This window comes from Streptomyces sp. NPDC038280, from assembly GCF_055600045.1.
Genome location: NZ_JBVJYZ010000021.1, coordinates 89844 through 110112, shown reverse-complemented (window position 1 = coordinate 110112; position 20269 = coordinate 89844). Strand labels below are relative to the sequence as shown.

Sequence of the window (20269 nt, the reverse complement as noted above, 5' to 3'; positions counted from 1 at the left end):
CACCGACGACGAACTCCTCGACTACATCCGCAAAACCCACAACACCGTCTACCACCCCGCCTCAACAGTGAAAATGGGCGCCGACAACGACACCACGGCACCCGTGGACGCCCGCCTGCGTGTCAAGGGCATCACCAACCTCCGCGTCTGCGACGGCTCGATCATGCCCGACCTCGTCACCGTCAACCCCTGCATCACCACCATGGCCATCGGCGAAAAATGCGCCGACATCCTCAAGGAAGACACCCGACGGTAGGAAGCGGGGGCGCGGTATCGGGCCGCGCCCCCGCCTGCCCGCTACCGGTACTCCACCGTCAGCGTCGCCCGGCTGTCCCGGTTGACGAAGAGGTACGCGGTCGCGCTCTGGTTCGTCTCGAAGCGCAGCCGCAGCTGGGTGGTCCCGGACCGGTCGATGGCCGCGATCCCCGCCGGTGACAGATCCGCCGACGCGCTGCCGGAGGTGAACGCGGGAACGGCGCCGACGCCCGGCGCCGTGGCGTCGGCGCCCCAGTCCGACGCCTCGACCGCGCATGCGCCGAAGCAGCCCGTCCGGGCGTCTACCAGCAGCCTGTTGCCCGGCGGGATCGCCCAGGGGTCCCCCGCCCCGCCTGCGCGGGTCACCGTCACATACGCCCGGGTGATCTCCTTGCCCGCAGGGATCCGGGAGGTGTCGAACGACAGCACGGCCCGGTTGAACCTGCCGTCGCTGCCCCGGCCGATCGCCGAGCCGTACGAAGCCTCCAGCGTCCCGACCGAGGCGCCGGAACCGTCCCCGGCGGCCTTCACATAACCGTCCTGGCTGTCCGCGCTCGCCAGCGTCACCACGTCGCGCGAGGGAGGCGTCGCGCTGCCGCCCAGCGCCCCGACCATCCCCATGATGGTCTCGATCTGCCGGCCCCCGTGGCGCGAGTAGTTGCCGTCCCCCAGATAACCCCACCAGTTCCAGCAGCCGTTGGGGTTGTCGAGCGTGGCCGTCGGGACGGCCTGCGGGTAGAGGACGACCAGCCCGTTGGTGTCGGCGTACTCGTTGAGATACGCGTGGTCGATGAACCGGCTGCCGAAGCCCTGGTACGAGTACCCCTGCTTGCAGCCGTGCAACGACACGACCAGCCGGCAGGGCGCCCCGGCCGCGCAGCTGCGCGGCACGTACACATAGCCGGTGTCGTCCATGGAGATCTGACGGGCCTGCCCGCCGGGGGCATAGCGGTTCTGGTCGAACGCGATCAGCGACCCGTCGGGGGTGGCGCTCGGTGCCTCGGCGGTGCCGAGCAGATGGGTGAGCAGCTCCCGCTCGGCGTCGAACCCGCAGTCGTTGATCCACGGAGTGGCAGTGACCGTACAGGAGTTGGGGCCGAGGGGGCTGATCCAGGCGTGCCCCGCCGCCGTGCTCCTGTTGTGCCGCACCCGGGCGCCGAAGCGTCCGTAGTAGGCGGCCAGCGCATCGGCCACCGGGCGCTTGACGGTCGTGTCTCCGGAACCGCTGAAGACGTAGACCGGGTCACCGGACAGCTGGCCGACCGGGTCGACGAGTCCGCGCGCCGACCAGTCCCGGGTCGTCTGTTCCAGCGTGTCGAGCCGGAGGTCCTGGGTGGTGTCCATGCAGGCGTTGAGCGCGGTGGAGAGGGTGTTCTGCGCGCAGTGGTAGGGGCCCGAGGCGAAGACCGCGGATCCGCTGAAGGTCCCCGAGTACGCCACATGGAGCTGGGTGGCCATGTATCCCCCGGAGGACACCCCCGCGCTGTACACGGCGTCGATGGCGTACGGCGTCAGCTCTCCCGCGACGGGCGTGGGCGCGGACGCGGGCACTGGCGTGGGCGCGGGTGGGGCCGCGTCGGCGGACGGCGCGAGGGGGACCAACTGGACCGCCCCCACCAGGAGGAGGACGGCCGCCGATCGACGGAATCGGGCAAGGGGCGACGCTCTCATGAGTCCTCCGGAATGCTGCGGCGTAAGGGATTCCGGGGAGGTTAGGACCGCCGAGCCGGGGTCGCCTATGGGCCCGGACGCCACAAGGCAAGGGCCCGGCTATGGGGCGGTGAGGGATGTCGGCCCCGGCGGACGGCGCGAGAAGGGCGTGCCCGGTCAGCCGTCGAGGGGCCGGCGGTCGTCCGCTCCCCTGGAAGGCGCCCGGACCCGGCAGGCGTACGCGCTCCAGCGGTCGGCCCCGCGTGCCGGGGCCGACGGCAAGGCCAACTCGGCGCTATCCGGCTCGTGTTCCGGCGCGTGTTGCGATGTGAGGCGGAGCGAGGATGCCGTCGTCGAGCGCCGGGTCCGGCTCCGGCTCGCCGAAGACCGTTGTCATGGGCAGTACGCCCGCCCAGAGTCCCAACGCGGCGTCCGGGCTGTCGCCGTCGTCCGGGGCCCCGGTGCGGATCTTCACCGACGCCTCCTCCAGGGAGAGCGCGAGCAGGGCCGTCGCCGCCAGCTCCTTGGTGCTGGGCCGGCGCGCGTACTCCCACTGGCCCGGCGACGACTGCTCGGTCAGGCAGCGCAGACCCGCCAGCTTCTCCTCCGGGTCGGTCACCAGCCGGGGGACGCCGTAGATCATGGCGCTGCGGTAGTTGATGCCGTGCTCGAACACCGAGCGAGCCAGGACCAGCCCGTCCACGTGCGTGACCGTGACGCACACGGTCGCCCCGGGGGAGGCGACCAGGCTGCGGCTCGCGACCGAGCCGTGGAAGTAGAGCGTGTGGCCGTCACTTCCGTACACGGTCGGCACGACCATAGGGTGACCGTCGACGACGACCCCGAAGTGGCACAGGAAGCCGGCGCCCAGAACGGCGTCGAGGTCGGCGCGCTGGACGCTTCCCCGCTCGCGCAGGCGGCGGTGCCGGGTGCGGTCGGAGGCGGGCAGTGTGGGTGGCAGAGGAGGATGGCTCACCACCCGTACGCTACCGATCCGGTCACTCGAAAGCTAGATTTCGACGAAATCAGTGGATCGAATTCCAGATTTCGACTGATTCCCGCGTTCGGATGGGCGTCTCGGTCCGGGCGGCGCGCCCCGAGAGCCTGCCCGGGCGACGAACCTTGCCCCCCGCCGACACGGCCGCCGTCCAGCCAGTACGCCCCGTACGGCGGACCCCGCCGGCGAGCTCGGCGGGCCGCCCGCGCACGAACACCCGTTCACGCGGCGGCGCCCCCGCCCCGGTGTCGCCTACGTCCCCTCCCGCGACGCCCCACCCATCCGGTACGGCCTGGTCCGGCGCACGACGGCGCCGGGCCGCCGCTCCGCGCCTTCGTGCGGACCGTGCGGGAGACCGACGCCGCGGACGGCGGCGCCGCGGGGGCAACGGTCGCATTCCGAGCGGCCGCCGGTGCGGAGTGTCCCGCCGGACGGATCGCGGCCCCGGGCTACGGTGATCCGATGCAGCGTGCCGCAGACCGCGTGGCGCTCGCCTCGTTCGCCGCCTGCTCGGTCCTCGCGGGCGGCAACGCGGTCGGCGTGCGGTTCAGCAACCGTGAACTCGACCCGCTGTGGGGCGCGGCACTGCGCTTCGGGGCGGCCGCGCTGCTCCTCCTCGCCGTCATGGCTCTGCGGCGCATGCCGCTCCCGCGCGGCCGCGCGCTGGCCGGATCGGTGCTCTTCGGAATCCTCAACTTCGGTGTCACCTTCGCGCTGGCCTACTACGCTCTGGTCCGCGTCCACGCCGGACTAGGTCAGACGGTCCTGTCGCTGGTGCCCCTGGTGACCCTGCTGCTCGCGGTGGCCCAGGGCCTGGAGCGGTTCCGCCTCGGCGCGGCGATCGGCACGCTCTTCGCGGTGGCGGGCGTCGCCGTGGTCTCCCGCGCTCCCCTCCAGGGCACCGTCCCCGTGCTGACCCTCCTGGCACTCCTCGGCAGCGTGCTCTCGTTCGCCCAGGCCACCGTTCTCGTACGCCGCATTCCCAAGGTGCACCCCGTCACCATGAACGCCGTCGGTATGACGGCCGCCGCCGTGCTGCTCTTCGCGGGCTCCCTCGCGGCCGGCGACGCGTGGGTCCTGCCCGAGCGCGCCGTGACCTGGTGGGCGCTGGCCTACCTGGTGGTGGCCGGATCCGTACTGACCTTCGTCTTCTACCTCGTGGTCATCCAGCACTGGGGGTCGTCCCGAGCCGCCTATGTCTTCGTCGTCATCCCCGTGATCACGATCGTGCTCTCGGCCTGGCTCGACGACGAACCCCTCACCGCCTCCCTGCTGTTGGGCACACCCCTGATCGTCGTCGGCGTCTACCTCGGGGCCCTGCGCAGACGTGCGTGAGGCGGCCGGACGTCGGCCACGCCAGGCTGACGTCCCCTGTCTTGAGGCTGCGTCAGGGGCATCGGTATGTCCCACTCCAGATAATGTTCCTTCTATGGAGCCGAGATCCGAGCAGGGGAGCAGCCCGGAGGACGAGGCAACCGCGCATCTGCTCGTCGCTGCGGCCTTCCACGATGCGGCCGCGAGCGCCGACGAGCGGGGCGACCCCATCGTCGGCGACTTCTCCCGCGCGGTGCTCCGCCGCTTCGAGGAGGAACAGCGCCTGGAAGGGGCCCTGTACGAGGTCGTCACAAAGTACGCCCTGCAGCACGCCACACCCGAGGAGCAGGAAGCGCTACAGCGCTGGATCGTCGAGGTGACGGGTCCATGAACGAGTCCTGATTTCGAGCAGGCGTCCACCCAAGGCTCCACGAGCAGCACGTCCGCCCGCTGCTCGTGCCGGCTCAACCGGCACGAGCAGCAGAGGCGGCGAGGTCGCATCACGCGACGGCGGTCCCCTCGAGCTCGACCATCTGGCCGGGGATCGCGAGCCGTATCACCCCGAGCATCGTGGCGGGCGGTGCCACCCCGGCGGCGCCCAACCGCGACGCCAGCACGCCGTAGTGCGCGAACAGCAGATCGACGTCGGTGGTGTACACGTTGAGCCGGACCAGGTTCGCGAGGGACATGCCGGCCTCGCCGAGTACGGCCTCCAGGTTGTCGAGGCTCAGCGCCAACTGTGCGGCCATGTCACCGTCATGCTGGGGCTTGCCGTCGGCGCTCATCGCGGTCTGTCCGGAGCAGTACAGGGTCCGGGTGTGCCCGGAGACGATCTCCCCCTGGTTGAATCCCCTCTCCACCGACCACGTCACCGGGTTGACTGCCGTTCGTTCCACTGCCACATCAGCTCCATTGCTTCGTTGAGGGTGCGTACGTCCGTCGGCGCGGTAGCCGCGATCGTGGACGTCGGTGCTGACGAGCCTTCCAACGAATCACGACATCCTTGGTCATGTATTCGATACGGTTCTCGAATGCGCGCCGATCGGATGGTCTCGCTGGTGCTGCTGCTGCGACAGCGGGGTCGGCTGACTGCGGCCACGCTGGCCCGCGAGCTGGAGGTATCGACCCGTACCGTGCTGCGCGACATCGAGGCGCTCTCCACAGCCGGCGTCCCGGTCTATGCCGAACGCGGCCGACACGGCGGGTTCGCGTTGTTGCCCGGTTTCCGGACCGAGCTCACTGGACTGAACCACGATGAAGCCCTTGCCTTGCTGACCGCCGGATCGGGGCGCGGCGAGCAGGTATTCGGCCTCGGCTCGGCGCTCGCTTCGGCCATGCGCAAGGTGGTTGACGCGCTGCCCGAAAGCCATCGGGCCACCGCGAGCGACGCGGCCCAGCGAATTCTCGTCGAGCCGGAGACCGACCTGCTCTCACGCCGGCTGGTCACGGACGAGGTGCCCGACACGACAATGATCGAGATCCGGCGCGCGGTGCTCGCCGGACGCAAACTGCGCATCCACTACGCGGCCACGGACCAGCCACCACAGTGGCGCACGGTGGACCCGATCGGCCTGGTCACCGTACGTGACCGGGCCTACTTGCTGGCCACGAGATCGGGCGCGGACCGCACCTACCGGCTGTCGCGGGTGTTGGCCGCCCAGGAACTCCCCGAACCGGCACAGCGACCGAACCGGGTTGATCTGGACCGGGTCTGGCGGGAACGCTGCGCGCAGTTTCTGTCCAGCGACCACATCTCCGTGCTGATTCGGGTGAACCCGGAGCGGCGGGAGGACCTGCTGAACAGCGCGGTAGCCGTCCGCGCCGCAGAACCCGACGCAGACGGCTGGCTGCGGCTGGAGGTGACCTTCCAAGATCTACGACACGCCGAGTGGGCGCTGTGGCAGCTCAGCACGGACGCGGAAGCCTTGGCTCCGGGGTCGTTGCGCACCTCCCTGCGCGACCGCGCCGCCGCGCTTGCCACCCGCTACGGAGACTCCTCCTGAGAGTAGTTGGGGCGCGCATCAGAAGGAGATCTCGGTCGTGCGGTGAGCTTGGTTGGTGTCGCGAAGCGATCCGACGGACCAGCAATGCGCGGTGAGGGAAACGCTGTCGGCCGCCGCGCGCTTGGCTGCGCAATGCCGATCGCGTGCGGGGACCTGGACCTGTTCGCACGCGGGGGCACGAGGGCCGCAGGTGTGTCGCCCGGGCCGTGCTTCGGCGGCCGGCTCGATGTCCCGGGCCATGGGCCGCACGTGCAGGCCGTGAAGGGGGTTCAGCAGGGGCGCTTGTCCTGACCGGTGCCGCAAACCGGGCCTGGGTCCTCGTAGATCGAGATCAGGAAAATGGCAAACGCGATCAGGGCGATTGTGACGCCGATCGCCCAGTACCTGTTCTGTCGGCGCTCGGCCTGCCTGGCGCGGGCGTCGCCCTCCTCGTCGGCGCTCATGGAGTCCCCCTCGGGCGGCTTTCCGCGGCCGGACGTTCCGTGCGGTGCCTTGCCTCTCGAACAGTCTCCCTTGTTCACCGGGCACCCACTCCTCGGACCGTGTGGTTGATGCCGTAGAACGACTGTCCCAGCTCCGACGACACCGGCAGTGCCGCAGCGGGCCGGCCTTCCCTCTCCGGTGTGGAGCCACCGTGAGACGCAGCAGCTCCGAACCAGAGCCGCCTGCGGCGCACATCACGGGAGCACGGCTTCGCGTCTCGCCCCGGCGCCCCGGCGCCCCGGCGCGCCGCCGCCCCGGCGCCCCGGCGCCCCGGCGCCCCGGCGCGCCGCCGCGCCGGGGCGCCCGGGTCGGCGGTCTGGGCGAGGCGGGCCGGGAGCCGGCCCGCCTACCGCAGCATCAGGCCGCCAGCGCTTCGTGGAGCGTTGAGGGCTTCAGCCCGAAGGTGTCGCGGATGTCGCTGTCGTCCACGAGGAACGGACGCTCGGACATGTAGCTCATCTCGGCGAACTCCCGCCACAGTGGATCTGTGAAGGCCAGCAGCGCCATATCCCGTTCGGTGAGCGGCTCCAACCGCGGTTCGGGCGCTCCGTGCGATGCGGCGAGGTCGTTCGCGGCCTGGCGCAGGGTCGTGGTGATGACCGGGGCGTGCCAGGCCCGCCCCCAGGCCCGCTCGTCGCCGCCGACCGCCACCAGCGCTGCCGCGACGTCCTCGGTGTACGAAAAGGAATGCGCCGCGTCGGGGTTGCCGTGGACGAGAGCCAGTTCGCCGTCGAGGACCCGGGGCGCGACCAGCAGCGTGAACGCTGAGACCGCGCCTGGGCCCAGGTATTGGCCGGCTCGCACTTCGGTGACCCGCAGACGCCCTTCGTCGTGGGCGTTCTTGGCCTGCCGCCACAGCTCGGCCCGCACCCGGCCCTTTCGGGTGTGCGGGGTCATCGGGGTGCGCTCGGTCACCGGCCCGGTGGTCTGCTGGTATCCGTAGTGGTTGCCGAGGATCACGTAATCGGCCCCGGCCCGTTCGGTCGCGGCGAGGATGGACGCGAACAACGGCGGCATGGTCTCCGGCCAGGTGTGGTAGGCGGTCATGGCGGCGTTGAAGACCGTGGTCGCTCCGGCCAGTGCCGCGGTCAGCTCGTCAGCGCGACCCGCGTCCAGAGCGATCCGTTCGATGCCGGGGTGTTCGGGGCCGCTGCCGCTGCGGGTGATGAGGCGGACCCGCTCGCCGCCGTCGGCCAGTTGCCTTGCGGTGGCGATCCCTGTCGCGCCTGCTCCGATGACGACGTGTTCAGCCATGACGTTGTCTCCGTTTTCGCCAAGAGGTGGAACGTTTCCCTGAAGGGAGAACGTGGTGCGCGGTGGGCCCGACCGCTCGCTCAACTCTGCCGTGCGGCCGCGGGGTAGGGTCAGAGGCCTGAATGCCACGAAGTCCAAGGATCTGGCCATGCATCGTGTCGCCGTCCTGGCCGTCCCGGCGGTCAAGCCCTTCGACCTGTCCATGCCGTCCGCACTGCTCGGCGCCGCCGAGCTCGGCGGACGCCCCGGCTACGAGGTGACGGTGTGCACCGCCACGCCCGGCACGGTCGCCGCCTCCGGTGGCATCGAGGTGGTGATTCGACATGGCCTTGAGGCGGTCGCGGCGGCGGACACGGTGATCGTTCCCTCGACCGCCAGCCGCCACCACGCCGAGCCGACCGCGCTGGATGCCCTGCGGGAGGCGGTCGCCGCGGGCAAGCGCGTTGCCTCGATCTGCAGCGGCGCCTTCGTCCTCGCCCAGGCCGGACTCCTCGACGGCCGTGCTGCCACCACCCACTGGGCCCTGGCCGAGGAACTGCAGCGCGCCTTCCCCGCGGTGCGAGTGGAGGCCGACCGGCTGTTCGCAGAGGACGGACGGATCGTCACCGGTGCGGGCTCGGCCGCCGGGATCGACCTGTGTCTGCACCTGATCAGCTCCGACTACGGCGCCGCCGCGGCCAACGCGGCGGCCCGCGCCGCCGTCGTCACCCCGGTGCGCCACGGCGGGCAGGCGCAGTTCGTGCAGACCCCGCTGCCGGTCACGACCGACTCCTCGCTGGACGCGGCCCGCGTCTGGGCGCTGCAACACCTGGACCAGCCGATCTCTCTGCACGACCTGGCCGGTCAGGCCAAGGTCAGTGTGCGGACCTTGACCCGCCGATTCACAGCCGAGACCGGCGTGACCCCATTCCAGTGGCTGCTCCAGCAGCGGCTGCTGCGGGCCCGTGAGTTGCTGGAGGCCACCAACCTCACCATCGACCAGGTGGCCGCCCGCAGCGGCCTCGGCTCCGGGGAGTCGCTCCGCCAGCACCTGAGCCGCCAGATCGGCATGACCCCGGCCGCCTACAGAGGCGCCTTCGCCCACCGCCCGAGCGTGAACACTCGTCAGTAACCGTTCGGGCAGAGCCAGTCGGAACGAAATTCATACGGTGGCGGCGTGGAGCACCAGGTGGCGCCGCACCTTCGGCCTGTCGCGGTTCGCGGAGAAAACGACCTCCAGTCGCACGGTCTCATCCGCGCCGCAGCGCACCGCAAGGCCCGGGCCTCGCCTGTCCCTTGGGATGCTGCCGGTCCCTTGGCCCCGCCGAGTTTCGACTCGGCGGGGCGAAGCCGTGTGAAGTGGCGGGTGCGAGAAAAGCGGCGTCCATAAGTGGTCGCCCATTCGACTGGTTGATCCGCCAAAGGGGCTTGGTGGATCGACAGAAGACTGACGGGTAACACGCAAGATCGTCTTAATACCCACTGAAGATCGGTTAGCGTTCGACCTCGCACCTGATGCGCACACGACATGCACATCGGCGGGGGTGTGATGTGGCGCCGCATCGCGTATATCCCTCGCCGTTTATGGGTCGTTCATTTGGTATGGATAGAAAGACGAGGAAAAACTCATGATGAGACGCACTTCTGCAATGCTGCTTGCTGTGGCATCCCTGTTCGGCGCGGGAGTCGCCATGGCCGCCCCCGCGCAGGCCGCCGGCAGCTGCACCTACGACAACGTCTGTCTCTGGTCGGACAGCGGCTTCAACGGATACAAGCGGGACGACTACAGCTCCCGTTCCAGCTGGGCCAACATCTACTACGGGGGCAGCAGCAAGCCCCTGTACCAGGGTGACGGCGTCATCGACAACGTCAGCTCCGTCGACAACTGGGACCCGGACACCAGGATCTCGGTGTTCTACAACTCCGGGAACGTCGGTCCCTGCTTCAAGGTCGAGGCCTACGGCACCGTGTCCAACATGGCCCTCGTCTACATCGGCGCCAACACGTCCGGCAACGACAAGATGAACTCGCACAACTTCAGTGACCAGTGCTCGGGGAACTTGTACGACTTCTGATCGCCGGCCCATGACAGCGGTGGGGCGGAGGCCAATTCCGCCCCACCGCGCACATCCACTCTATCCAGGGGTTCCTTTGCGTTACACGCGTCTCGTCATCGCCGCCGGGGTCGGCACGCTGCTGCTCACCGGGTGTGCGGAGGGCGGCCAGGAAGGCGCCGGCGGTGGCGATGGCGGTTCCGCGGTCCGGGACGTCGTCACGGAAGCCGACATCGTCCTCCCGGTCTCCGCCTACCTCTTCACCTCCGAGCAGCAGGCGCTGGTCGACACCGCGCACTCCACCCTGGCTTCCGACTGCATGAAGCGGTTCGGATTCGACTGGCCCGTGAAGAAGGCCCAGCCGGTCAAGGTCGTGAACCGTCGGTACGGCGTGGTCAGCGAGAAGGTCGCCGCCGAGCACGGCTACCACGCGGTCCCGGTGGTGGGCGACGAGGAGCACGCCGAAGGCGCGGTTTCCAGCGGGGCCAAGCTTCCGTCCGAGGCGTACATGGTCTACGGAGCCAAGGGCGGCAAGGCGGGCGCGGGCCGCAGCTACCAGGGCAAGGACATCCCCGAGGGCGGCTGCATGGGGGAGGCCGGCCGCAAGCTGGGGCTCGACGAGGTACGGGACCCCGCAAAGGGCAAGATCGGACTGCTCAGCATCGACTTCTCCTCCTTCGGAAAGGCCCTGGAGACGCCGGAATTCAAAAAGACGCAGGGCGAATGGGTGGCCTGCATGAAGAAGGCGGGATATCAGCACACCGCTTTCCTGCAGCCCGCCGAGAAGTACGCGTCCCAGGGGAACTCCGCGTCACCGCAGGAGAAGGCCGTGGCCAAGACCGATGTGAAGTGCAAGCAGGAAACGAAACTCGCCACCGTGCTCCTCCGCCTCGAAACGCAGATCCAGAACGACTACATCGAGCAGAACGCCACCGGTTTCGCCGAGATCAAGAAGGATCAGGGCGCGGTCATCAAGTCGGCCAACGAGGCATTGGCGAACTGAATGCAGAACGACGAACAGCCCTCCGTGGACGCGGCCGAGGCAGCCCGCGACAACGGTGGTGACGGTGTACGGATCAGGCGCCGCTGGGTCGCCCTGATCGCGGTGGGCGCGGTCGCGCTCACCGGGGCGGGCTTCGGGGCCTCCCTGCTGATCAAGTCGCCCGCCCAGGCGGCGGCGGACTCCCGGCCCCCCGCACCGTCCGTGATCACCGCGCCGGTCGAGTACCGGATCCTGGCCTCCTCGATGGTCCTTCGCGGCACCGTGGTCGCCGGTCAGAGCGTGGAGATCGCTCCCGGCGGCGGCGCGTCCGACGGAGGCAGCCCGACGGTCTCCAAGCTGCCGCTGAAGGCAGGCGACCAGGTACGCGCGGGCCGGCTGCTGGTCGAGATCTCCGGCCGTCCCGTGATCGCGCTCCAGGGCACCGTTCCGCTCTATCGCGACCTCAAGCCCGGTGCCCAGGGCAGTGACGTGGGCCAGCTCCAGGACGCGCTCCAGCGGCTCGGCCACTCCACATCCCCCGACAACCGTGGGCGTTTCGGCGAGGGCACGAAGTCGGCGGTCACCGCGCTCTACGAGGCGCTCGGGTACGAACCCGTCCCGGTCGGCGGCGCCGAGGGCCCGGCCGCCGTCACCGCGGCCGAAGCACAGGTGACCTCGGCCGAACGAGCCCTGGACGACGCCAAGGACGCACTGAAGACCGCCGACTCCGGCTCCGGCTCCGGCTCCGGTACGGGCTCGACCAAGGCGACGGGCTCGACCAAGGCGACGGGCTCGACCACGGGAACGGCCGGGGAAGCGGACGGGGACGCGGACGGCGGCGGCCGCGATCTGGAGCCGCTGCGCAAGACGGTCAACCGTGCCCGGGAGGACCTGGCCACCGCACGCGAGGGCCTCGTCGCCGCGCGGGCGGCCGCGGGCCCCATGGTCCCGTCCGGCGAGGTGACGTTCCTGGAGAGCTTCCCCGCGCGGGTGCAGGATCTTCCCGTACGGCTCGGCGGGAAGGTGCAGGGAGCCGTGATGACCGTCGCCGCGGGCCCCCTGGTGGTGCAGGGCTATGTGCCCGACCACCAGAAGGGCCTCATCAGGGCGGGCCAGAAGGCGGAGATCCTCTCCGAGGTGGACGGCGCCACCGCCAAGGCCTCCGTACGGTCCATCGCCACCACCCGCACAACGCCGCACACCGATGGCGACACGCAGGACGGGCAGGCGGCCAATGGGCAGGCCGACGCCGACGGCTATCTGATGACTCTGGCGCCGGGTCGGCCGCTGGAGGCCCAATGGACCGGGCAGAACGTTCGCTTGACCCTCCTGGCCGCCACGACCGGCGGCAAGGTCCTGGTGGTACCCGTCACGGCGGTGTCGGCCGGCGCGGACGGTTCCACCGCGGTCACCGTGCTCGAGGACGACGGCAGGCAGCGCCGGGTCCGGGTGAAGCCCGGCACCACCGGCGACGGCCATGTCGAGGTCACCCCCCTGGACAGCGGGGCCCTCGGCGAGGGCGACCGGGTAGTGACCGGGGTCCGGGCCGACGGCGCCGCGCAGGGAGGCACCGGATGACGGCGTCCCCACGACCTGGTGTGCCGACCCCGCCCGAGCCGCCCGTCATCGAATTCCGGCAGGTCGGCCTCACCTATCCGGGGCCGCCGCCCGTGGAGGCGTTCCACCCCAGCGACCTGACGGTCCGCAGGGGCGAGTTCATCACCGTCGTCGGCCCCTCCGGATCGGGCAAGTCCACGTTCCTGAACATCGCCGGACTCCTCGACAACCCCACGACGGGAAGCTTCCTGCTCGACGGCATCGACACCGGCCGGCTCAGGGACACCGAGCGCACCACGTTGCGCGGCCGCCGTATCGGGTTCGTCTTCCAGGCCTTCCACCTGTTGCCGCACCGCAGCGCCCGCGAGAACGTCGAACTCGCCATGGTCTACAGCGGCACCTCGCGTCGCGAGCGCCCCCGGCGGGCCCGCGAGGCGCTGGCCCGGGTCGGCCTCGGCCATCGGACCGACGCGCTGCCCACCCGGATGTCCGGCGGCGAACGTCAGCGGGTGGCCATCGCGCGGGCCCTGGTCGCCCGCCCCTCGTTGCTCCTGTGCGACGAACCGACGGGAAACCTCGACACCGGCAACGCCGAGGCCGTGCTCCAGCTGCTGGAGGCTCTCAACACCGAGGGCATCACGGTCGTCCTCATCACGCACGACCTGGCCGTGGCCGCCCGCGGCCGGCGGACGGTCACCATCCGGGACGGCGTACTGAGCGAGAGCGAGCAGGTACACGCATGCTGAGCCGGATCGGAAAGGCACGGCACGCCGCGCCCCTGCCCGGAATCGGGCGCTCCGCTTTCGCGCCACGGGACCTGTTGGCCGAGGCGTTGGCCGGGATGCTGCAGCGCCCCGCCCGCTCCGCGCTCACCATGCTCGGCACCGTCCTGGGCGTCGGTGCCTTCGTCGCGGTACTCGGCCTCACCGCCACCGCCTCCTCGCAGATCGACGCCCGCTTCAGCGTGCTCTCCGCGACCGAGGTGACGGTCGAGGACGTCGCCCACGAACAGGACGAGTTCGCCGGCGCGGCGTTCCCGGACGACGCCTCGGACCGCGTCGAGCGGCTCAACGGGGTGCGGCACGCCGGCGTGCTGTGGACGGTGCAGCCCCGACACGGAGCCGCCGAACTCGCCGTCACCGCCGCGCCGGTGGGCGACACCGGAGGGGAAGCCATCAACGTGGTGGCCGCCGCCCCCGGTGCCCTGCGCGCGGCCGAGCCCCGGCTCTCCCAGGGCAGGCTGTACGACGACTTCCACACCGGCGCCCGCCAGCGCGTCACCGTGATCAGCTCGGGCATCGCCGCCCGGCTGGGGATCACCACGCTGGAGACCGAGCCGGCGATCTTCATCGGGGGGCAGCCCTTCACCGTCACCGGCATCGTCGAGGACGTCCAGCGCCAGCCGGACGTACTGCTCTCGGTTCTCGTACCGCAGACCACCGCGGTCGAACTGTGGGGGCGGCCCACCGAGGGGGCCAGGATGCTCATCGCCACCGATCTGGGCGCCGCCCGTCAGGTGGCCGGGGAGGCCCCCACGGCGCTGCGTCCCGACCACCCGGAGTACTTCAAGGCGGTTCCGCCGCCCGACCCGAAGAGCCTGCGGACCTCGGTGACCTCCGACCTCGAACAGCTGTTTCTGCTGCTCGCCGGGGTGTGCCTGGTCATCGGAGCGGTCGGGATCGCCAACACCACGCTGGTAGCTGTCCTGGAGCGCACCGGGGAGATCGGCCTGCGCCGTGCCCTCGGCGCGCAGGGGCGGCATGTCACCGCCCAGTTCCTCGCCGAGTCGGGCACGCTGGGCGCGTTCGGCGGACTCATCGGCACGGCCATCGGCACGCTGGCCGTCCTTGTGGTGGCGTTGGTCAGGGACTGGACGCCGGTCATGCACCCGGTGACCCTGGCCACCGCCCCGCTCATCGGTCTGGCGACCGGCGTCGTGGCCGGGATCTATCCCGCCCGGCGTGCGTCCTCGGTGCAACCGGCCGAAGCCCTTCGCGGCTGACCCGCCCCGCCCGCTGGAGCCTCGCGATATCACGATGTCGCCCGGCTGCGGCGGACCTTGTCCGGGCTGCCGCCGCTGGACCCAGTCCGGTCGATCACGCGACCCCCGCCATCAACGCGAAGCACGTTCGCCGCCTCGTCGGACCCGCCACCCACCCGTAGGCGAGCTGAGCAACCGCGGCCCGGAGTACGACCGGACCGTCCTTTGCCCCGGTATTCCGTCGGAATACCGGGGACCTCGCAGGACGGACTCCGCCGGAAATTCCGACAGTCTTCAGGCGGGGCGCGGCGGGGCTGTTTCCCCCTACGCACTCAGCCTCGAGGCAGCAGCTCCTCGCCGAGGTGAGCCTCACGCTTGAGGGTGGTGTTCTCGGCGCTGGGAGCGAGGTCGGCCGAGATGGGAAAAGGGGGATAACCGGCGAGGGGGAGGAGGTCGTCCCCCCAGATCCCGGAGCCCCTACCTCTGTATCGCCACGTCCCGGACCTGCTGGGCGATGTCCTCCAGAACGACCTTCGGGTCGGCGGACGGCGCGACGGCCTTGCCGATGTTCCGCTTGATGGTGTTGCTGACCTGCAGCCAGGACGGTTCGTTGACCGGGTAGAGCTGGGCACTGCGCAGTGCGGTCAGGAACTGCTCGCCGCTGGGGTCCGCCGCCGCGTCCTTGGAGGCCTGGGTCGCGGACACAGTCGAGGGCAACAAGTGGTAGCGCCCGGCGAACTCGTTGAGGTTCTTGTCCTCGTAGACGAAGTCCAGGAAAGAGCCCACCAGTTCGCGATTGTCGTCGTGCTTGAAGGCCATCATCCAGTCGGCGACGCCCGCGGACGGCGGGGTCTGCCCGTCGCCCAGCGTGTCCGACACCGGCATGCTCAGGGTGCCGACCTTCATGCCCTTCGCCCTGGCCTCGTGGAGGAGTGAGGGGTAGCCGTTGACCATGCCGACCTCGCCGCGCAGGAAGGCGGCGAAGGCGTCCTGCCGGTTGAGCTCGCCCGGCGGGATCGGGCCGGTCAGGCGTGGCGCGACCAGGTTGTCCTTGATCCAGCGGAACGTCTGCGTGTTCTGCTCGGACGCGATGCTGTAGCCGCCATTGTTGTCGGCGTACCCGCCGCCGTTGCTCAGCTCCCAGATCAGGGCTTCGGCGTGCGCCTCCTCGGGCCCGAGCGGCAGGGCGTAGGGGTAGAGCACCCCCTCCTCCTTCAGCGCCTTGGCCGCGTCCTTCAGGTCCGACCAGGTCTTCGGCGGCTTCGCTCCGGCCTTGTCGAACAGCTCCTCGTTGTAGAAGAGCAGCCGGCTGCTGGCGACGAAGGGCAATCCGTAGAGGGTGTTGCCGACCGAGCCCGCCTCCGCGAGCGGCGGCAGGAAGTTCGCCTCCGCCCTGACCGACAGCAGCTCTCTGGCGGCGTAGAGGCGGCCCTGCGCGGCGAAGTCGGAGTACGCGCCCATCAGGGCCACGTCCGGGGCGTTGTCCTCCTTGACCATGCGGGTGACCTCGCGATCGACGTCGGCCCACGGGTAGAGCGTCACCTCGACCTTCTTGCCGGGGTGGGCGGCGGTGAAGGCGGCGGTCAGCTTGTCCCAGTACGCCTTGGAGCTGGTCGCCGGGCTGTCGCCGTACTCGGCGGCGACCAGGCGCAGCGTCGTCCCGCCGCCGCTCCCGGACGAGCCGCAGGCGGTGACGAGGGAGCCCAGTAGTCCGAGTGCGGCCACGGAGGCGGTCGCGCCGAAGAGTCTTGGTCGCACGGATGTTTCCTCTTGATTTTTTTGGACAGTGCGTCCGGAATTCTCTCCTGGCTCGGGCCATAATGCGCCCCCTGCTCAACAGTTGTGGCCATTGCTCCAACTGCGTCGGTTGCGACTAGTGTTTTCCGATATGCCGAGGTCGATTCCGACGGGCGAGTTGAACCCTCCGCGGTGTCAAGGCGACTCCCGTACGGGACATTGAAGAAATAACGGCTAAAGGAGACCATTCTCCCCACGGCCCGGCGTTGGTCTGCCGTGGCCGCCGCGGTGCGCGCTCGCGCCGGCGCAGGTCCGGTTCGCCTTCGGATTTCGCACCTCTTGCAAGCAATGTTGTGCCTCGACGCGGGCCGCTGCCGCACCGGCCGCTCGGCGTCTCGCTGGGCGACCCGGCGCCGGCCAGGTCTTGGCCTGCGCAGTCCACCGAGTTGAGACATCCTGACGGCAGAGCCCGCCCGGGAAGCCACTTCGCACGTTGTCACCGGGCGGGCCGCCAGGAAGCGAGAAGCGGCCCGGGCAGCGGCTTCCGGGTTTCCTCCATCGTCGCGTAGGCGGGTGGCAGGTTCTCCGGCGAGAATTCGCGGCCCGACTCGAGTTGACCATTTCGTGCCGCTGGTCGAGGCCTACGACTCCGAGCGGACGCCGTGGCCGGAACGCTCCTTCGGCGTCGTGGAGGTGAGCCCGCCTGGATCTGGCGTGGGAAGGACCGCCGCGGCTGCCTCAAGGCCATCCCGGCCCGTCGGACCCCCGACCCCGCGGTGCCGGCTCCAGTCCGGCCGCCTGTGACCGCAGCCAGCCCAGGAGAAGGGAGATCCGCTCGTCCTGATCGGGCGGCCGGCGGCTGAGAAGGTAGTAGTGCGTCCCGTCGGGGACGAAGCCGAACGGGGCGGCGAGCCGGCCCCCTTCGATGTCGTCGCGCACGAGCGCGTACGGCCCGATCGCCACTCCGATCCCGGCCGTCGCGGCCTGCAGGGTCAGATAGAAGTGCTCCAGGGTCTGGCGGCCGGTGCCCTCGGCGTCCGTAACGTCGGGGGCGGCCCTGCCGAACGCGCCGCAGAGGCGCCGCCAGTCGTCCCATGCCTGCGGCCGGGTACGGGTGTGGAGCAGGACGCTGCCCCTGAGCCGGCCGGGATCGGTGAGGCGAGCGGCGAGGTCGGGCCGGCATACGGGGCCGACATGTTCGGCGAAGAGCGGGGTGCGGCTGACCGCCTCGGGGAAGGGGAAGTCGTCGCGCCTGATCGCGGCGTCGATGCCGTCCCGCTCGAAGGACACGGCGCCGCCGCCCGCGGACAGGTGCACGGTGAGGCCCGGTGCCCGTTCGGACAGGTCGGGCAGGCGGGGGATGAGCCACCGCATCAGCAGAGTCGGCTCGCACGACAGGGCGAGCGGACCGGTGTCCGTCCGGCGTGACATCTGTCCCGCGGCCGCGTCGATCCGGTCGAGTGCGTCGCGGACGACCGCCGCCAGCCGACGGGCCTCCGCCGTGGGGTGCAGTGAGCGCCCGCCCCGCTCGAAAAGCCGCACGCCCAAAGCGCTTTCGAGGTTCCGGATCTGTCGGCTCACCGCTCCGTGCGTGACATGGAGCTCCTGCGCCGCCGCGGTCATGCTCGCGTGACGGACGGTCGCCTCGAAGGGAAGCAGGGTGTTCACAGGGGGCAGGTCCGGCCAACGCACCTGTGAAGTCTACTCACAGCTGGGGTGAGAAGGATTCGATTGTCCTGCGCTTTTGCCTGGCCCACCATTGATCTCGTCACCGATCACAAGGGCAGGGGCCATGGAATCCCGAGACACCGACTCACTGAGCATCGCCGTGCTGGCCGACGACCTCACCAGCGCGGGGGACGGCGCGGCTCCCTTCCGCGCGGCCGGACACCAGGCCCGGATCCTGCTGGCCGTCCCGGCGGACACACGGCGCCCGGCGCGCGGCGTGACCGCGGTCGACCTCGGAAGCCGCCTCATGGGCGAGGCCGGCGCCGCCGCCCGGGCTGGGGCCGCGGCCCGTACGTTCGCGGGGGCGGACCTCCTCCTGAAGACCGTGGACTCCACCCTGCGCGGTCATGTCGCGGCGGAGATCCGGGCCGCGCGGGCGGGGTCCCAGCGGCGCACGGTCGTCATCGCTCCCGCGTTCCCGGCCGAGGGCAGGACCACCGTGGGCGGCGTCCAGCTCGTCCACGGAGTCCCCGTCGACACCAGCGAGTTCGCCCGTGACCCCGTCCATCCCGTCCGCTGCGCGGACCTGTCGGTCATGCTCCCGGAGGCCGTACTGGCCGACGCGCGCCGGCCGGACGAACTGCCCCGGCTGGTCCGCCGGGGAGGTCTGATCGTCTGCTCCGCCGAGCAGGACGGTGACCTGGACCGCCTGGTGGAGGCGATCACACGCCCGGAGGAGGTCCTCTGGGTCGGCTCCCCGGGGCTGGCCGCCGCCCTCGCCAGACGGTACGCGCACCCTGCCGCCGCGCCCGCGGCCGTGCCGGCACCCGCCCGCCGTCCGCTGGTGGTCGCCGGCAGCGCCCATCCCGCCACCCGCCGCCAACTCGCGCGGCTCGCCGAGGAGCCGAACGTCCACGGCGCCACCATCGGCGAGGACCCTGCCCGGGCCGTGGCATCGCTGCGCCGCGCGTCGCCGTCGGACGTCCTGACGCTGCGCCTGCCCGACGAGCGGTGCGCGCCGGACACCGCACGAGCGCTGGGCCGCAGCGCGGCAGCGGCGGCCAGGACGCTGGTCGACGAGGGTCATGTGGACGCGCTCGTCGTCACCGGAGGGGAAACGGCGGCGACCGTGCTCCACGCACTCGGTGCCGGCGGCATCGGCCTGGTGGACGAACCCGAACCGGGCGTTGCCCGCGGGACGCTGCTCGACCGGCCCGGAACATCCGTGCTGATCAAAGCCGGTGGGTTCGGGGACGACCGCACACTGCTGCGCCTGTGCCGGTTCCTGACCCGGCCGGGCGGCGGCCACGCGTACGCCGGACCCAGGGGAGGTCGGGCGTGATTCCGATCGCCGTCACCATGGGGGACCCGTGCGGGATCGGGCCCGAGATCACCGTGAAGGCCTGCGCCGACCCTTCCCGTACCGCGCCCCTCGTCGTCATCGGCGATCCGCACGTCCTCGACCGCGCGTGCCGCCTCACCGGCATCCCTTTGACCATCCGGCCGATCACTTCCGTGGACCAGGCCGTGCACCTCCCGGGCACCGTGGACGTCATCGCCGACGGCGAGCTGCCCCGGCAGCTGCCCTGGGGGAGCCTGGACGCCCGCGCCGGCGCGGCCTCCTTCCGGTACGTGCGCCGGGGCATCGAACTCGCCCTCGCGGGCGACGTGCGCGCCCTGACGACCGCGCCGGTCAACAAGGAGGCCCTCCGCCTCGCCGGGGTGCCCCACCCGGGGCACACAGAGATCCTGGCCGAGCTGTCCGGCACCAAGGACTACGCCATGATGATGGCCAACGAGGACCTCCGCGTCGTCCTGGTGACCGTCCACCAGTCGCTGCGCACCGCGATCGACGCGCTCACGACCGCCCGCGAACTCGACATCATCCGCCTCACCCACCACACGCTCCGACGCGGCGGCCATCCCGCTCCGCGCATCGCGGTCGCCGGTCTGAATCCGCACGCAGGGGAGAACGGCCTGTTCGGCCGGGAGGACCTCGACATCATCGCCCCGGCCGTCGAGGCCGCGCGGCGGGAAGGCATCCGGGTCAGCGGTCCCTGGCCCGCCGACACCGTGTTCATGCGCGCCCGCGCCGGGGAGTTCGACGTCGTCGTCGCGCAGTACCACGACCAGGGCCTCATCCCCGTCAAGTACCTGGGGCTGGAACACGGCGTCAACATCACCATCGGTCTGCCCTTCGTCCGGACCAGCGTCGACCACGGGACGGCCTTCGACATCGCGGGCCTCGGTACGGCCGACCACACCAGCCTGCTCACCGCCCTGCGGTACGCGGACGCCCTCTCCGGACCCGCCTCCACCCGCCCCTGACCGGCCCGCCGGCCATCACCCGAGGAA

At 70.9% G+C, this 20269-nt stretch carries 19 protein-coding genes; 12 read left to right on the top strand and 7 right to left on the bottom strand.

Annotation, left to right across the window (positions count from 1 at the left end):
- On the top strand, positions 1 to 256 hold a 256-nt coding region (locus ACZ7J0_RS30215; RefSeq protein ID WP_470892682.1), incomplete at its 5' end, for a GMC oxidoreductase.
- Between the two features lie 41 nt (positions 257 to 297).
- Here ACZ7J0_RS30215 and ACZ7J0_RS30210 read toward each other — a convergent pair.
- Positions 298 to 1926, bottom strand: coding sequence for an extracellular catalytic domain type 2 short-chain-length polyhydroxyalkanoate depolymerase (locus tag ACZ7J0_RS30210; RefSeq protein ID WP_470892680.1), 1629 nt, complete (start codon positions 1924 to 1926; stop codon positions 298 to 300).
- 274 nt (positions 1927 to 2200) lie between these two features.
- Positions 2201 to 2881: a pyridoxamine 5'-phosphate oxidase family protein gene (locus ACZ7J0_RS30205; protein WP_470892678.1), complete on the bottom strand. Its 681-nt coding sequence runs from the start codon at positions 2879 to 2881 to the stop codon at positions 2201 to 2203.
- A 483-nt stretch (positions 2882 to 3364) separates the two neighbouring features.
- Between ACZ7J0_RS30205 and ACZ7J0_RS30200 the strand changes: the two genes are divergently transcribed.
- Positions 3365 to 4237 (top strand): DMT family transporter, encoded by an 873-nt coding sequence (locus ACZ7J0_RS30200; RefSeq protein ID WP_470892676.1) that lies wholly within the window; start codon positions 3365 to 3367, stop codon positions 4235 to 4237.
- Positions 4238 to 4331: 94 nt separating this feature from the next.
- Positions 4332 to 4607, top strand: coding sequence for a hypothetical protein (locus ACZ7J0_RS30195; protein WP_470892674.1), 276 nt, complete (start codon positions 4332 to 4334; stop codon positions 4605 to 4607).
- A 109-nt stretch (positions 4608 to 4716) separates the two neighbouring features.
- On the opposite strand, the gene ACZ7J0_RS30190 is transcribed toward ACZ7J0_RS30195, so the two are convergent.
- The gene (locus tag ACZ7J0_RS30190; RefSeq protein WP_470892672.1) at positions 4717 to 5112 is read right to left on the bottom strand and encodes a RidA family protein; all 396 of its coding nucleotides are present in this window, start codon (positions 5110 to 5112) and stop codon (positions 4717 to 4719) included.
- Between the two features lie 135 nt (positions 5113 to 5247).
- On the opposite strand from ACZ7J0_RS30190, the gene ACZ7J0_RS30185 reads away from it, so the two are divergent.
- Positions 5248 to 6219 (top strand): helix-turn-helix transcriptional regulator, encoded by a 972-nt coding sequence (locus tag ACZ7J0_RS30185; RefSeq protein WP_470892670.1) that lies wholly within the window; start codon positions 5248 to 5250, stop codon positions 6217 to 6219.
- 269 nt (positions 6220 to 6488) lie between these two features.
- Here ACZ7J0_RS30185 and ACZ7J0_RS30180 read toward each other — a convergent pair whose 3' ends face one another.
- Both ACZ7J0_RS30180 and ACZ7J0_RS30175 read right to left on the bottom strand, forming a co-directional pair.
- The gene (locus tag ACZ7J0_RS30180) at positions 6489 to 6662 is read right to left on the bottom strand and encodes a hypothetical protein (RefSeq protein WP_470892668.1); all 174 of its coding nucleotides are present in this window, start codon (positions 6660 to 6662) and stop codon (positions 6489 to 6491) included.
- Positions 6663 to 7059: 397 nt separating this feature from the next.
- Positions 7060 to 7956 (bottom strand): NAD-dependent epimerase/dehydratase family protein, encoded by an 897-nt coding sequence (locus ACZ7J0_RS30175; RefSeq protein ID WP_470892666.1) that lies wholly within the window; start codon positions 7954 to 7956, stop codon positions 7060 to 7062.
- A 148-nt stretch (positions 7957 to 8104) separates the two neighbouring features.
- Between ACZ7J0_RS30175 and ACZ7J0_RS30170 the strand changes: the two genes are divergently transcribed.
- From ACZ7J0_RS30170 to ACZ7J0_RS30145, 6 genes are all read left to right on the top strand, one after another.
- On the top strand, positions 8105 to 9067 hold the full coding sequence (locus tag ACZ7J0_RS30170; RefSeq protein ID WP_470892664.1) for a GlxA family transcriptional regulator: 963 nt from the start codon (positions 8105 to 8107) through the stop codon (positions 9065 to 9067).
- Between the two features lie 529 nt (positions 9068 to 9596).
- Complete coding sequence (locus tag ACZ7J0_RS30165) at positions 9597 to 10010, top strand: hypothetical protein (RefSeq protein ID WP_470892662.1); 414 nt, start codon at positions 9597 to 9599, stop codon at positions 10008 to 10010.
- Positions 10011 to 10086: 76 nt separating this feature from the next.
- Complete coding sequence (locus tag ACZ7J0_RS30160; RefSeq protein ID WP_470892660.1) at positions 10087 to 10992, top strand: hypothetical protein; 906 nt, start codon at positions 10087 to 10089, stop codon at positions 10990 to 10992.
- Positions 10993 to 12549, top strand: coding sequence for a peptidoglycan-binding protein (locus ACZ7J0_RS30155; protein WP_470892658.1), 1557 nt, complete (start codon positions 10993 to 10995; stop codon positions 12547 to 12549). It abuts the gene before it with no gap.
- Positions 12546 to 13274, top strand: a complete 729-nt coding sequence (locus ACZ7J0_RS30150; RefSeq protein WP_470892656.1) for an ABC transporter ATP-binding protein — start codon at positions 12546 to 12548, stop codon at positions 13272 to 13274. The genes ACZ7J0_RS30155 and ACZ7J0_RS30150 overlap by 4 nt, the downstream gene beginning before the upstream one ends.
- Positions 13268 to 14530, top strand: coding sequence for an ABC transporter permease (locus ACZ7J0_RS30145; RefSeq protein ID WP_470892654.1), 1263 nt, complete (start codon positions 13268 to 13270; stop codon positions 14528 to 14530). Before ACZ7J0_RS30150 ends, ACZ7J0_RS30145 begins: the two co-directional genes overlap by 7 nt.
- A gap of 456 nt (positions 14531 to 14986) precedes the next feature.
- Here the strand turns inward: ACZ7J0_RS30145 and ACZ7J0_RS30140 are convergent, their stop codons facing one another.
- Positions 14987 to 16267, bottom strand: a complete 1281-nt coding sequence (locus tag ACZ7J0_RS30140) for an extracellular solute-binding protein (RefSeq protein ID WP_470892652.1) — start codon at positions 16265 to 16267, stop codon at positions 14987 to 14989.
- A 717-nt stretch (positions 16268 to 16984) separates the two neighbouring features.
- Positions 16985 to 17938, bottom strand: coding sequence for a LysR substrate-binding domain-containing protein (locus ACZ7J0_RS30135; protein ID WP_470892650.1), 954 nt, complete (start codon positions 17936 to 17938; stop codon positions 16985 to 16987).
- A 100-nt stretch (positions 17939 to 18038) separates the two neighbouring features.
- Between ACZ7J0_RS30135 and ACZ7J0_RS30130 the strand changes: the two genes are divergently transcribed.
- Both ACZ7J0_RS30130 and pdxA read left to right on the top strand, forming a co-directional pair.
- Positions 18039 to 19256, top strand: a complete 1218-nt coding sequence (locus tag ACZ7J0_RS30130; RefSeq protein WP_470892648.1) for a four-carbon acid sugar kinase family protein — start codon at positions 18039 to 18041, stop codon at positions 19254 to 19256.
- Positions 19253 to 20242: a 4-hydroxythreonine-4-phosphate dehydrogenase PdxA gene (gene pdxA / locus ACZ7J0_RS30125; RefSeq protein WP_470892646.1), complete on the top strand. Its 990-nt coding sequence runs from the start codon at positions 19253 to 19255 to the stop codon at positions 20240 to 20242. Before ACZ7J0_RS30130 ends, pdxA begins: the two co-directional genes overlap by 4 nt.
- The last annotated feature ends 27 nt before the right edge of the window (positions 20243 to 20269 follow it).